Below are 14,148 nucleotides of genomic sequence, written 5' to 3' on the forward strand. Positions count from 1 at the left end.
GATCAGACGGGGTCGTCGTCGGACTTCGCACCGAACACGATCTCGTCCCAGGACGGCATCGACGCGCGTCCGCGTCGTGCCTTCGCACCGGCCGGTGTAGCACCGTCCCCATGGGGATCGGTGTCGCCCGAGCGTCGCTGCTGCGCCGCCTCGAACTCACCGGTGTCGAACACCGCCAGGGGCGTCTGCTGGTCCGGCACGGCATGCGGCGTCGACGGCCGTTCGGCGGGTTCGGGTTCGCTGGGCGCGGACTCCCGCTCACCTCGACGCTTCCGGAGCGCCTCGAGGAGGTCCGCGGTCTGGTTGTGCTGATCGGGGCTGGAGGCCTCACGGTTGATGGCCGCCTGGGTCGCCGCCTTCGAGGAGGGCGCGCGGCCGAAGCCGGTGTCGGCCGCGAACGGCAGCGGATCGATCGGACGGGTCTCCGCCGCTCGCGTCACCTCGGCGGGCGGTTCCGTGGACGCCCGGTCGAGGGAGAACGCTCCGCTGTCGAAGCGGGAGGTGTCGGGGGAGTCGTCGGTGTCGACCGCACGCAGGCGTGGGATCAGCGCGGCTGGGAGGTCGCCCTGCCGGGAGAGCGTGGTGGCTTCACTGCCGATGGGGGTGAGCGCGAGCTTCTTCGGCTCGAACGCCCAACGCGCGTCGTGGTCGACCTGTTCAGCCGTGAAGGAGAGCTTGACGATCCAACCACCCTCCGGTTCCTTCCAGCTGGTCCAACGTTCGTCGGTGGCTCCGAGCTTCTCGAGCCGGGCCCGGATGACGTTCCCGAACGTCGCCTCGATGTCGTCGGCGGTGGTGTCCGTCGTCGGGAGCACGGCGACCCCGAGGGCGGTGCCGACGATGTGTTCGCGTTCCGCCATCACCGGACCCTCGAACCGCTGGACGTACTCCAGGGACGCTCCCGTGACCGCGGCGACGTCCTCGGCGGACAGACCGCTGCGGATATGCGCCTGCACTTCGCGCGGGCTGATCTTGGTGGCGCCGCCGATGGGGGCCCCGGCCGGTTTCGCCCGCCGGAGGTTGACGTGGAATGCGTCGTCGACGATGAGGCGGTACTCCTCCTCGTTCCGATCAGCAACGATCAGAGCTCCGAGCTCCGCCCCGACTACCTTCAATTCCTGCATGATGAATGCCTCTCAGCGCGCCACGTGATTGACCCACGTTCTCACGGATCACCGGGTGATCCGGGGAATACACCGGGCGTGCCGTCAGTTGCACGGGAAGGTTCCGCACCCCCTCCTGAACACGGTTTGCTATTCACGCGGAACTGATGCAAACTGTGCCCGCCGATTTTGTATCCGACGGCATCGAGAAGTGGATAGGCATGGCAACTGATTACGACGCTCCCCGCAAGACCGACGACGATTCCGAGTCGATCGAGGCCCTGAAGGAGCGCGTTCCAGACAAGCTGTCGGGAGTCGTCGACTCCGAAGACGCCGACAACCCGGGCGATTACAACCTGGGCGGATCCGATCTCTCCGACCTCGACCTCGACGTCGTCGTGCTCCCGCCTCAGGCGGACGAATTCACCTGCATGGAGTGCTTCCTCGTGAAGCACCGCTCGCAGCTGGACCACGAGGGCAAGTTCGGCCCGATCTGCGCGGAGTGCGCAGCCTGACGACACCACCGCATCAGCGGTAGACGGAACCCCTCCGGATCTCGATCCGGAGGGGTTCCGTCGTTCCCGCTCCCGCCGGGTGCGGTTCGGTCGGGTTCAGACGGTCGAGCGCGCGGCGGCGATCGCGTCGGCGAGCAGCTGCGGCCGCCGGGACGACAACAACCAGTACGGCGTCGGGTCGGCCGGGTCGGTGATCTCCACCTTGACGAGGCTGTGGACCCACCCGCGGATCATCAGCCACGCCCTGGCGTCCAGCTTGGTGCGGAGCTGTGCGGTCGCCTCCGCTCCGGTGTACACGACGACCTCACCCACCTGCGCGAGCGGGATGGACGCCTTGCCGACCGACAGGGTCGTACCGGAGACCTCGATCCTCGGCGCCGACCCGAAGGCGAAGGCGAGACACCCGCCGTAGAGGACCACCGCCCCGATGACCCCGGCCGGAAGCGACACCGGCGCGAGGACGAGCATGGTCGCCGGCACCACGAGGGCGAGGGCGATGATGACCCAGGGACTGGGCCAGAGGGTTTCACGGTACGGCTGCATGTCTGCCTTGTCTCAGAGAACTGCACTACCCTCGATTCGTGACCGAAAGCGTTGACGTACTCATTATCGCGCCGGATCTGCCCGGCTACGCACACCCGGGCGATGCGGGAGCCGATCTCGTCTCCGCCGAACACGTCGTCCTCCGACCGGGGGAGCGTGCCCTCGTCGGAACCGGGGTGTCCATCGCCCTGCCCGACGGGTTCGCCGCCTTCGTCGTCCCCCGGAGCGGCCTCGCAGCCAAGCACGGCATCACGGTCGTCAACGCGCCGGGCACCGTCGACGCCGGCTACCGGGGCGAGGTCAAGGTCACCCTCCTCAACACGGACCGCGACGCCGCGTTCACGATCGAGCCCGGCGACCGGATCGCCCAGCTCATCGTGATGCCGGTGGCCCGTGCCAACTTCATCCCGGTGGACCGCCTGCCGGGGAGCGCACGCGGAACGGGTGGGTTCGGCTCGACGGGCCGCGGCGCCCTCGCACACGCACCCGCCGACTCATCCACCAGCACCCACGGTGCCGCGCAGACAGGAACCCTCGCATGAGCGAACTCGAAGACCTTCCCGACCTCGACGTCGACGCCGAGCTGCCCGACGACGCGAAGTCCGCGCCGGAGGACCGCGACAGCGCCGGCCCGTTCGACGAGAGCGAGGCCAACCCGGTCCGTCCGTACATCGACCTCGGCGGCGTCAAGGTGTTGCCGCGCGAGGGTCTGAACCTCCGTCTCGAGGTCGAGGAGGCCACCAAGCGTGTCGTCGCCGTCGGCCTCGACTACGCCGGTTCGACCCTGCAGGTCCAGCCCTTCGCCGCCCCGCGGTCCACCGGACTGTGGAACGAGACCCGCGCCCAGATCGCCGAGCAGATCGCGCAGCAGGGTGGGACGGTCACCGAGCGCGAAGGGGAGTTCGGCCCGGAACTCGTCGCCGAGGTCCCGACCGGCGGAGCCGCCGGTGCCGAAGCCACCCACCTCGCACGGTTCATCGGGGTCGACGGCCCGCGCTGGTTCCTCCGTGGCGTGGTCGCCGGCGAGGGTGCCTCCAAGCCGGACGCCGCAGCGCTCGTCGACGACCTCTTCCGCAGCCTCGTCGTCGTCCGGGGAAACTCGCCGATGCCGCCGCGCGACCTCATCCCGCTGCGCATGCCGACGGCCACGAGCGCCTAGAGCATGTCGGGAGCAGCAGGAACCGGGCCGCACGACCCCGAGCGGCACGCCGCGGCCTCGGCCGAGGGCGCCGATCCGGTGGCCGATGGCGGTCGCCCGCAGGCGGGTCCGTCGATGAGCGCCGCGTTCGGTGCGGCAGCCCGCAAGTCGGGCCTCGGAGCCATGGCGGAGGGTGACGCCCCCACGGGGAAGGCCCTCCTCGCGGCCATGGGCGGCATCCGGGGCATCGCCGAGGCGATCCTGCCCGGACTCGTCTTCCTCATCGTCTACACCCTCACCTTCGACCTCGTGCCGTCGATCGTGGCTCCCGTCGCCCTCGGCGTCCTGTTCGCCATCGCGAGACTCGTACAGCGCCAGCCGGTGACCCAGGCTGTCGGTGGACTGCTCGGGATCGCGCTCTCCGCCGCCCTCGCGCTGCTCTCCGGACGCGCCGAAGACTTCTACGTGCTCGGATTCTGGACGAACGGGGCGTACGCGGTGGCCCTGCTCGTCTCCGTGCTCGTCGGATGGCCGGCCGTCGGACTCGTCGCCGGGTATCTCATGGGGAGTGGCACCAGCTGGCGCACCCACCCAGGACAGCGCCGCGCCATGCGCTGGCTCACGCTCGTGTGGGTGGCGATGTTCGCCGCCCGTCTCCTCGTCCAGCTCCCGCTGTACTTCAGCGGGAACGTCGAACTGCTCGGAACCCTCCGCCTCCTGATGGGGATCCCGCTCTACGCTCCGCTGCTCGTGCTCAGCTGGCTCGTCGTGCGGGCCGTGTTCCCGAAAGCGCCGGCGTCCACCGTCGCATGACCACGACCGAGAGCCCGGACCGACGCCGTCGTGCGTTCGGCACCGGGCTCTCGTGCTGTCCGGGATCCTGACGGCGCGGTGCTAGAATTGTCTCGACATCAAGATATATGCGCGGTGCCGAGATGACACGACGACTCCGACCCTGTAGTTAGGCAAGCCTTGCTAGCCCCGGAGACCCCGGCCGAAGCAAGATTGGTCGCAACGCACGTGAGTACTCGCCGCCGCCAATGAAGGAGAAGACGTTATGTCCACCGTGAACAGCTTCGGGGCGAAAGACACCCTGACTGTCGGGACGACCGACTACGAGATCTATCGCATCGACACGGTGGAGGGCCACGAGAAGCTGCCGTTCAGCTTGAAGGTGCTCCTCGAGAACCTGCTGCGGACCGAGGACGGCGCCAACATCACCGACGCGCACATCCGCGCCATCGGCGAATGGGTCCCGACCGCCGAGCCCGACACCGAGATCCAGTTCACGCCGGCCCGCGTCGTGATGCAGGACTTCACCGGCGTCCCGTGCATCGTCGACCTCGCCACCATGCGAGAGGCCGTCGAGGCCCTGGGTGGCTCTGCGGACAAGATCAACCCCCTCGCTCCGGCCGAGATGGTCATCGACCACTCCGTCATCGCCGACCTCTTCGGCAGCGAGAACGCGCTCGAGCGCAACGTCGAGCTCGAGTACGAGCGCAACGGCGAGCGGTACCAGTTCCTCCGTTGGGGCCAGACCGCGTTCGACGACTTCAAGGTCGTCCCGCCGGGAACCGGCATCGTGCACCAGGTGAACATCGAGTACCTGGCGCGCGTCACCATGACCCGCGAGGTCGGCGGCGTCCTGCGCGCTTACCCCGACACCTGTGTCGGAACCGACTCCCACACCACCATGGTCAACGGCCTCGGCGTGCTCGGCTGGGGCGTCGGCGGCATCGAGGCCGAAGCCGCGATGCTCGGTCAGCCGGTCTCCATGCTCATCCCGAAGGTCGTCGGCTTCAAGCTCAACGGCTCGATCCCGACCGGTGTCACGGCGACCGACGTCGTGCTGACGATCACGCAGATGCTCCGGAAGCACGGCGTCGTCGGCAAGTTCGTCGAGTTCTACGGTGCCGGTGTCGCCGAGGTCCCGCTGGCCAACCGCGCCACCATCGGCAACATGAGCCCCGAGTTCGGTTCGACCGCCGCCATGTTCCCGATCGACGACGTCACGCTCGACTACCTGCGCCTTACCGGTCGCAGCGAGGAGCAGATCGCCCTGGTCGAGGCCTACGCCAAGACCCAGAAGCTCTGGCACGATGCCGACGTCGAGCCCGCCTTCAGCGAGTACCTCGAGCTCGATCTCGCGACGGTCGTCCCCTCGATCGCCGGCCCGAAGCGCCCCCAGGACCGCATCGAGCTGAGCGACGCGAAGTCGCAGTTCGAGCGCGACCTGGTGGACTACGCCTCCGTCGAGCACGACATCGTCGACCTCGTCGGCGCCGACTCGTTCCCCGCATCCGACCCCGCCGGCACGACGCCGCAGGACGAGGACAACCAGCACCACCACACCCACCGCAGCCACGCGCCGAAGTCGCTGTCCAAGCCGACGTCGGTCAGGCTCGAGGAGAACGGGGTCGACTTCACCCTCGACCACGGGGCCGTCGCCATCGCGGCGATCACCTCGTGCACGAACACCTCGAACCCGTCGGTCATGCTGGCCGCCGGCCTCCTCGCCCGCAACGCCAGCAAGAAGGGCCTGAAGGCGAAGCCGTGGGTCAAGACCACGCTCGCCCCGGGCTCCAAGGTCGTCACCGACTACTACGCGAAGGCAGGCCTCACCGAGTACCTCGAGGACCTCGGCTTCTACACCGTCGGCTACGGCTGCACGACCTGCATCGGCAACTCCGGTCCACTGCTCGACGAGATCTCGACCGCCGTCCAGGACAACGACCTCGCCGTCACCGCGGTGCTCTCCGGTAACCGCAACTTCGAGGGGCGCATCAACCCTGACGTGAAGATGAACTACCTGGCGAGCCCGCCGCTCGTCATCGCCTACGCCCTCGCCGGATCGATGAACTTCGACTTCGAGGTCGACGCCCTGGGCGTCGACGCCGACGGCAACGACATCTTCCTGAAGGACATCTGGCCCGACGCGGCCGAGGTCCAGGACACGATCGACTCCTCCATCAACAAGGAGATGTTCGACCACGAGTACAGCGGTGTCTTCGACGGTGACGAGCGCTGGCGTTCGCTCCAGACCCCCGAGGGCTCGACCTTCGAGTGGGACGAGCAGTCGACGTACGTCCGGAAGCCCCCGTACTTCGACGGCATGACCATGGAGACGACCCCCGTCTCCGACATCGTCGGTGCCCGCGTCCTCGCGAAGCTCGGCGATTCGGTCACGACCGACCACATCAGCCCGGCCGGCAACATCAAAGCCGACTCGCCCGCAGGTCGCTACCTCGACGAGCACGGCGTCGGACGCAAGGACTACAACTCCTACGGCTCGCGCCGCGGCAACCACGAGGTCATGATCCGCGGCACGTTCGCGAATATCCGCCTGAAGAACCAGCTGCTGGACGGCGTGGAGGGTGGGTACACCCGCGACTTCACGCAGGCCGATGCACCGCAGTCCTTCATCTACGACGCGTCGCAGAACTACCAGGCCGAGGGCACGCCCCTCGTCATCTTCGGTGGCAAGGAGTACGGCTCCGGTTCCTCCCGCGACTGGGCGGCGAAGGGCACGAGCCTCCTCGGCGTCAAGGCGGTCATCACCGAGAGCTTCGAGCGCATCCACCGCTCGAACCTCATCGGCATGGGTGTTGTGCCCCTGCAGTTCCCGGCCGGTGAGAGCTGGTCGTCCCTCGGTCTCGACGGCACGGAGGTCGTCTCGATCGCCGGCCTCGAGGAGCTCAACAACGGCACCACGCCGAAGACGGTCCGCGTGACGGCTGCTCCGAGCGAGCACTCGGCTCCCGGCAAGGAGACCGTCGAGTTCGACGCGGTCGTCCGCATCGACACCCCGGGCGAGGCAGACTACTACCGCAACGGCGGCATCCTGCAGTTCGTGCTCCGCAGCCTCGTCTGACGCCGAGGTTCTACCACCAGGCCGGTCTCGACAGCAACCGTCGGGGCCGGCCTGCGGCGTTCGCCGCCCACCCCGTCCACGACGCGTACACTCGAAAGACGGGCTCCGAGCGATCGGGAGGCCCACGGTGGAGGGACGACAGCGTGACAGTGCTCGATCAGGTGAACGGCCCACGGGACCTCGACCGCCTCACGGAGGCGGAACTCGTCGAACTCGCCGGAGACATCCGTGCCTTCCTCATCGCCAACGTCTCCAAGACCGGCGGGCACCTCGGGCCGAACCTCGGTGTCGTCGAACTCACGATCGCGATGCACCGGGTGTTCGATTCCCCGACGGACCCGATGGTGTTCGACACCGGTCACCAGTCGTACGTGCACAAACTCCTGACCGGCCGCCAGGAGTTCTCCGGTCTCCGGACCCGTGGTGGCCTCGCCGGCTACCCGCAGCGTTCCGAGTCCGAGCACGACATCGTCGAGAGTTCCCACGCGTCGAGTTCCCTCAGCTGGGCTGACGGCATCTCCCGCGCCTTCCAGATGACCGGGCAGGACGAACGACACGTCGTCGCCGTCGTCGGCGATGGAGCCCTCACCGGTGGGATGACGTGGGAGGCGCTCAACAACATCAGCGACGACAACACGCGTCGGCTGGTCATCATCGTGAACGACAACGGGCGCTCCTACGCGCCGACGATCGGTGGCATGGCACGCTTCCTGAGCGGCGTCCGCACCCGCCGGACGTACCGCGACCTGCGTGAGCGCAGCCAGCGCGCGTTCAACCTGCTCGGTGCACCCGGTCGCGCCATCTACCGGGGTGTCCGCGGAGGCGCCCACGGGTTCCTGTCCCGGCTCACGAACAACGAGGCGCTCTACTCCAACCTCGACATCAAGTACATCGGGCCGGTCGACGGACACGACATCCACGCGATGGAGGAGGCGCTGACCCAGGCAAAGCACTACGGCGCGCCCGTCATCGTCCACGCGATCACCGAGAAGGGGCGCGGGTTCCAGCCGGCACGGGACGACGACGCGGATCAGTTCCATGCCATCGGCGTGATCGATCCCGAGACCGGGGAACCGGTCGGGGCAGCGTCCCGACCGTCCTGGACGGCCGTGTTCAGCGAGGAGATGCTCGCGGTGGCCGAGGCCGACGACCGCGTCGTGGCCATCACGGCCGCCATGCTGCGACCGGTCGGGCTCCACGCCTTCGCCGAACGCTTCCCCGAGCGGGTGCACGACGTCGGCATCGCCGAGCAGCACGCCTTCACTTCAGCGGCCGGGCTCGCCTTCGGTGGACTGCACCCGGTGGTGGCCGTGTACGCGACGTTCGTGAACCGCGCCTTCGACCAACTGCTCATGGACGTCGCGCTGCACCGCGCGGGGGTCACGATCGTCCTCGACCGCGCCGGCGTGACCGGCCCCGACGGACCGAGCCACCACGGCATCTGGGACCTCGCGATCCTGCAGGTCGTCCCGGGTATCCGGATCGCGGCACCGCGTGATGGTGAGCGGCTGCGCGAGGAACTGCGTGAGGCCGTCTCGATCGACGACGCCCCGACCGTCATCCGGTTCCCGAAGGGCAGCGCCCCCGCCGAGCTCCCGGCCGTCGAGCGTCTCCACGACGGTGTCGACGTCCTCCGGACGACCGAGCAGCCGGACGTCCTCATCGTCGCCGTCGGCCCGATGGCGCCCATCGCGATCGACGTGGCGGACCGGCTCGCCCAGCAGGGCATCGGTGCGACCGTCGTCGACCCTCGCTGGGTGGTCCCCGTCGCCGAATCGCTCGTCGAGCTCGCCGCGGCACATCGGCTCGTGATCACCGTCGAGGACGGTATCCGCGTCGGAGGCATCGGCACCCGCATTAGGCAGACCCTCCGCGAGGCCGGTGTCGACACGGCCGTCGACGAACTGGGCGTGCCGGACGAGTTCATCGACCACGCGTCCCGCGAGCAGATCCTCGAGGATGCGGGCCTCACGGCGCAGCAGATCGCCCGCGACGTCGTGGCACAGGTCCTCGGTAGCCGGATCCCCGTCGCCCGCCCACTGCCTGACGACCGCGTCGAGCAGGACACGTCTTCGGAGCGGAGCACGACGAGGCCGCACGGCGCCTGACCGCGGGCTGTGGCGCGCTTGACTTCGAGCGCACTCGAAGTCGTATCGTGTGGACATGACCACTCTCCACGAGGGCTACGCCATCTCCGACGTCGCTGAACGAACCGGACTGAGCGTCCACACGCTCCGGTACTACGAGCGCGCAGGGCTCATGCCACGTCCGATCGGCCGCAGCTCATCGACGCACCGCCGCTACAGCGAGGGCGACGTGTCCTGGGTCGTGTTCCTGACGAGGCTCCGATCGACGGGCATGCCGATCGCGACGCTCCGCGAGTACACGGAGTTGGCTCAGCGCGGTGACGACACCGCCGAGGCGAGGCTCGAGCTGCTGCTGCGGCATCGGATCTCGTTCCTGGCCCGCCTCGAGGAGATGCAGCAGTCGCTGGGGGTCATCGATCGCAAGATCGAACTCTACACAGAACAGGTGGCAACACGATGAAGCACATCACACTCGGCACAGCGGGACCAGACATCGCCCGGATCGGCCTCGGCTGCATGGGGATGTCCGCGTTCTACACCGGTGCCGCCCTCGACGACGAGGCGTCGACCGCGACGATCCACCGTGCCTTGGACCTCGGCGTGACCTTCTTCGACACCGCGGAGATGTACGGCCCATACCTCAACGAGGAACTGCTCGGAGCTGCACTCGGCTCACGCCGGGACGAGGTGACGCTCGCGACCAAGTTCGGCACGATCCGCAATTCCAGTGACGGACAGTTCGGCGCCGATGGCAGCGCCGCGAACGTGCGCCTGTCGATCGAGGGATCGCTGCGCCGGCTCGGCACCGACGTCGTGGACCTCTACTACCTCCACCGCGTGGATCCGGGCGTGCCCATCGAGGAGACGGTGGGTGCACTCTCGGAGCTCGTCACCGAGGGCAAGATCCGGTACATCGGTCTGTCGGAGGCGGCTCCGGACACGATCCGGCGTGCACACGCCGTGCACCCGATCACGGCTCTGCAGACGGAGTACTCGCTCTGGAGTCGCGACCCCGAGGCGGAGATCCTGCCGACCGTCCGTGAGTTGGGCATCGGCTTCGTCCCGTACTCGCCGCTCGGTCGTGGGTTCCTCACCGGCACGATCCGATCGCTCGACGTGCTCGACGAAACCGACTTCCGTCGCGCCAACCCGCGCTTCACGGGGGACAACCTCGCTGCGAACATCGCGATCGTCGAGGAGGTCGACCGGATCGCCGCGTCGCTCGACGCGACACCGGCCCAGGTGGCGCTCGCCTGGTTGCTGGCCCAGGGTGACGACATCGCGCCGATCCCCGGCACGAAGCGGATCCCATACCTCGAGGAGAACCTCGGCGCCGACGAGCTCTCCCTGTCGGCCGACGCGCTCGCTCGACTCGACGCACTCCGTCTCCCCGCCGGTGACCGGTATCCGGACATGAGCACCGTCAACCGCTGAGCTCCGTCAGTCGCTGAGGGCCGGCGTCGCTCGAGGCTCAACCACGAGAGCGGGGTGCCGTCCACCGATGGTGGACGACACCCCGCCTCTCGCGATACCGCGCGGACTACGCCTGCACCCCGCGGATGGGCGGATGGTGGAACGTGTCGCCGAAGGCACGCTCACTGGCACCCACACGGTCGAGGTACGGCGTCGCCCCACCGTCCTGGAACGGCCAGCCGGCCCCCAGGATGAGACCGAGGTCGATGTCCTGCGCCGCAGCGACCACACCCTCGTCCAACATGAGCTTGATCTCCGACGCGAGACCGTCCTCGACCCGGCGCAGGATCTCGGCTTCCGAGAGCGGCGCATCGCCCGTGACGAGCGCCTTCTGCGCCTGCTTCGTGAAGCCCGTCACCTTGCCGCCCTTGTCCTTCTCGACGACCGAGTCCAGCGCGGCCAATCGGTGCAGGTTCTCGGAGGCGAAGAAGCGATCCGGGAACTTGCCGACCATGGTGTCCTGCACGTGTGCGGCGACCTTCCAGCCGACCAGGTCGATGAGCTGGAAGGGCGTCATGGGGAGGCCGATGGGTGCGAAGGCGCGTTCGACGGTCAGCACCGGGGTGCCGGCGTCGAGCGCGTGCGCCGCTTCGCCCATCACCTTCGCGAGGAGCCGGTTCACGATGAAGCCGGGCGCGTCTGCCGTGAGGATCGCACTCTTCTTCAGCTTCGCCGCGGTGGCGAAGGCCGTCGCGAGCGTCTCGTCGTCGGTCTGCGGCGTCTTCACGACCTCCAGCAGGGGCATGACGGCCACCGGGTTGAAGAAGTGGAAGCCGACGAGCCGCTCCGGGTGGGCGAGCTTGGCGCCGATCTCCTCGACGGAGAGTGACGAGGTGTTCGTCGCGAGGACGGTCTGCTCCGAGACGTACTGCTCGACCTCGGCGAAGACGCTCTGCTTCACCCCGACCTCTTCGAAGACGGCCTCGATCACCCAGTCGCAGTCCGCGAAGTCGGCCTTGTCCGTGGTGCCGGACAGGAGCGCCTTCAGGCGGTTCGACTCGTCGGGGGAGATGCGACCCTTCTCGCGAAGCGTGTCGATCTCGCCGTGGATCCGGGTGACGCCGGCGTCCACGTGCCCCTGATCGAGGTCGGTGATGACGACCGGGACCTGCAGCCGCCGGAGGAACAGCAACGCGAACTGACTGGCCATGAGCCCGGCACCGATGATGCCGACCTTGGTGACCCGTCGGGCGAGCTGCTTGTCGGGCGCTCCTGCCGGGCGCTTGGCGCGCTTCTGCACGAGGTCGAACGCATACATGCTCGCCTGGAACTGGTCGCCGACGATGAGCTCGGACAGCGCCCGGTCCTCTCGCTCGAACCCCTGTGCCTTCGTGCCGCTGCGGGCGGCCTCGAGCAGGTCGAGGGCCGCGTAGGGCGACTTCGCGACGGTGCCGATCTTGCTCTCGAGCATCTTGCGGGCGGTGCTGATGGCGAGCGGCCACTTGATCGTCCGCTCGACCTTGCCCGGCACGTTCTTACGCTGCACGGTCACCGTGCCACCGAGCACCCCGTCGGCCCAGCGCAACGAGTCCTCGAGGAAGGCGGCGGCGGGGAACATGACGTCGGCGATGCCGTAGGCGAGCGCGTCCTGCGCCTTGAGCATCCGGTTGTTCTTGAGCGGGTTCGAGATGACGACGTTGAGTGCGTTCTCGATGCCGATCAGGTTCGGGAGCAGGTAGGCACCGCCCCAGCCCGGGATGAGTCCGAGGAACACCTCGGGGAGCGCGATCGCGGGCGCCGAGGCGTCGACGGTGCGATAGTTCGCGTTGAGGCCGATCTCGAGTCCGCCACCGAGCGCGAGTCCGTTGATGAAGACGAAGGTCGGTACGCCGAGGTCCTCGAGCTTGCCGAAGACATGGTGGCCGAGCTGCGCGAGCTTCGTCGCCACCGCACGGGACGGGATGTCGCCGACCTTGCTCAGGTCGGCGCCCGCCGCCAGGATGAACGGCTTGCCCGTGATGGCGAGACCGTCGATCTCACCGGATGCGGCACGGGTCCGCTGCGCCTCGATGACCCCGTCGAGTTCGAGCAGGGTCACCGGGCCGAGGGTGTTCGGCCGGGTGTGGTCGCGACCGTTGTCGAGGGTGATGAGCGCGATCGTGCGCCCGCTCGCCATCGTGACGTCCTTGACGTACGAGCGGGTGACGACCTCGTCGTCGCCGCTGATCGCGACGAGTTCCGAGAAGTCGATGGTCGTGTAGTCGGTCATCTACTTGCGTCCCTTCTTGCCGGTGAAGTGCGGGTTCTCCCAGATAACGGTGCCGCCCTGGCCGAGGCCGACACACATGGCGGTGAGTCCGTAGCGGACCTCGGGGTGCTCGGCGAACTGCGCGGCGAGCTGGATCATGAGCCGGACGCCGGATGCCGCGAGCGGGTGTCCGACGGCGATCGCGCCACCCCACGGGTTCACGCGCGGGTCTTCGTCGTCGATGCCGAAGTGGTCGAGGAAGGAGAGCACCTGGACGGCGAACGCCTCGTTCAGTTCGAACAGACCGATGTCGTCGATGGAGAGCCCCGCCTTGCGCAGGGCCTTCTCGGTGGACGGGACGGGGCCGATGCCCATGATCTCCGGTTCGACACCGGCGAAGGCGAAGCTGACGAGCCGCATCTTCGACGTGAGGCCCAGCTCCTTGGCCGTGTCGGCGCTCGCGAGCATGCTCACGGTCGCCCCGTCGGTCAACGGCGAGGCGTTGCCGGCCGTGACCCGGCCGTGGGGCCGGAACGGCGTCTTCAGCCCGGCGAGACCCTCCATGGTGGTCTCGGGCCGCAGCCCCTCGTCGCTCGTCGCGAGTCCCCAACCGCTGTCGCTCCGGAGTGCGACGGGGATGAGGTCCGGCTGGAGGCGTCCCGCCTCGTAGGCGGCCGCGACCTTCTGCTGGCTCCGCATGCCGAAGCGGTCGGAGCGTTCCTTCGTCAGGTGGGGGAACCGGTCGTGGATCCGTTCCGCCGTCTTACCCATGTTCAGTGCGTCCTCGCTCACGAGGCGCTCGGCGAGGAAGCGGGGGTTCGGGTCGGCGTCGAGCCCCATCGGGTGGCGGCCCATGTGCTCGACACCGCCGGCGAGGACCAGGTCGTAGGCACCGAACGCGATGCCGCTGCCCAGGGTGGTGACCGAGGTCATCGCCCCGGCGCACATGCGGTCGATCGCGAAGCCGGGGACGGACTTCGGCAGGCCCGCGAGCAGCGCAGCCGTCCGGCCGAGCGTGAGTCCCTGGTCACCCTGCTGGGTCGTGGCGGCGATGGCCACCTCGTCGATCCGGTCGAGTGGCAGACCAGGGTGACGTTCGAGCAATCCGATGATCGCCTTGACGATCAGATCGTCGGCCCTGGTGTTCCAGTACATGCCCTTTTCGCCGGCTCGTCCGAACGGTGTCCGGACTCCATCAACGAATACGACGTCGGCTTGTTCGGCCACGTT

12 protein-coding genes are annotated in these 14,148 nt (G+C 68.4%); 8 read left to right on the forward strand and 4 right to left on the reverse strand.

All coding sequences use genetic code 11. From position 1 onward, the window contains the following. Window positions 1-2: 2 nt before the first annotated feature. A complete protein-coding gene (gene sepH / locus QRN26_RS00900; protein ID WP_056005941.1) occupies window positions 3-1,124 on the reverse strand; it encodes a septation protein SepH in 1,122 nt (373 codons plus the stop codon). A gap of 200 nt (window positions 1,125-1,324) precedes the next feature. Here sepH and QRN26_RS00905 point away from each other — a divergent pair, with 200 nt between their 5' ends. Then, entirely contained in the window at window positions 1,325-1,618 is a 294-nt protein-coding gene (locus QRN26_RS00905) for a DUF4193 domain-containing protein (RefSeq protein WP_056005937.1), read from the forward strand. Between the two features lie 96 nt (window positions 1,619-1,714). Here the strand turns inward: QRN26_RS00905 and QRN26_RS00910 are convergent, their stop codons facing one another. Then, the gene (locus QRN26_RS00910; RefSeq protein WP_056005932.1) at window positions 1,715-2,161 is read right to left on the reverse strand and encodes a DUF3093 domain-containing protein; all 447 of its coding nucleotides are present in this window, start codon (window positions 2,159-2,161) and stop codon (window positions 1,715-1,717) included. 38 nt (window positions 2,162-2,199) lie between these two features. On the opposite strand from QRN26_RS00910, the gene dut reads away from it, so the two are divergent. The 7 genes from dut to QRN26_RS00945 all read left to right on the forward strand — a co-directional run bounded on the left by dut (window position 2,200) and on the right by QRN26_RS00945 (window position 10,691). Continuing rightward, entirely contained in the window at window positions 2,200-2,703 is a 504-nt protein-coding gene (gene dut, locus QRN26_RS00915) for a dUTP diphosphatase (protein WP_056005929.1), read from the forward strand. After that, complete coding sequence (locus QRN26_RS00920; protein ID WP_056005926.1) at window positions 2,700-3,320, forward strand: DUF3710 domain-containing protein; 621 nt, start codon at window positions 2,700-2,702, stop codon at window positions 3,318-3,320. The genes dut and QRN26_RS00920 overlap by 4 nt, the downstream gene beginning before the upstream one ends. Window positions 3,321-3,323: 3 nt before the next feature. Beyond that, window positions 3,324-4,112 carry a DUF3159 domain-containing protein gene (locus tag QRN26_RS00925; protein ID WP_056005922.1) on the forward strand — a complete coding sequence of 263 codons (789 nt, stop codon included), beginning with the start codon at window positions 3,324-3,326 and terminating at the stop codon, window positions 4,110-4,112. 244 nt (window positions 4,113-4,356) lie between these two features. After that, complete coding sequence (acnA, locus tag QRN26_RS00930) at window positions 4,357-7,170, forward strand: aconitate hydratase AcnA (RefSeq protein ID WP_285034918.1); 2,814 nt, start codon at window positions 4,357-4,359, stop codon at window positions 7,168-7,170. Between the two features lie 143 nt (window positions 7,171-7,313). After that, window positions 7,314-9,278: a 1-deoxy-D-xylulose-5-phosphate synthase gene (gene dxs, locus QRN26_RS00935; protein ID WP_285034919.1), complete on the forward strand. Its 1,965-nt coding sequence runs from the start codon at window positions 7,314-7,316 to the stop codon at window positions 9,276-9,278. 55 nt (window positions 9,279-9,333) lie between these two features. Beyond that, window positions 9,334-9,717 carry a MerR family transcriptional regulator gene (locus tag QRN26_RS00940; protein WP_056780849.1) on the forward strand — a complete coding sequence of 128 codons (384 nt, stop codon included), beginning with the start codon at window positions 9,334-9,336 and terminating at the stop codon, window positions 9,715-9,717. Next, window positions 9,714-10,691, forward strand: a complete 978-nt coding sequence (locus QRN26_RS00945) for an aldo/keto reductase (protein ID WP_285034920.1) — start codon at window positions 9,714-9,716, stop codon at window positions 10,689-10,691. Before QRN26_RS00940 ends, QRN26_RS00945 begins: the two co-directional genes overlap by 4 nt. A 106-nt stretch (window positions 10,692-10,797) precedes the next feature. Here QRN26_RS00945 and QRN26_RS00950 read toward each other — a convergent pair whose 3' ends face one another. Both QRN26_RS00950 and QRN26_RS00955 read right to left on the reverse strand, forming a co-directional pair. Next, complete coding sequence (locus QRN26_RS00950; protein WP_285034921.1) at window positions 10,798-12,939, reverse strand: 3-hydroxyacyl-CoA dehydrogenase NAD-binding domain-containing protein; 2,142 nt, start codon at window positions 12,937-12,939, stop codon at window positions 10,798-10,800. After that, window positions 12,940-14,145: a thiolase family protein gene (locus QRN26_RS00955; protein ID WP_056005907.1), complete on the reverse strand. Its 1,206-nt coding sequence runs from the start codon at window positions 14,143-14,145 to the stop codon at window positions 12,940-12,942. Between the last annotated feature and the right edge of the window lie 3 nt (window positions 14,146-14,148).

This window comes from Plantibacter sp. ME-Dv--P-095, from assembly GCF_030209365.1.
Taxonomy (GTDB): Bacteria; Actinomycetota; Actinomycetes; order Actinomycetales; family Microbacteriaceae; genus Plantibacter.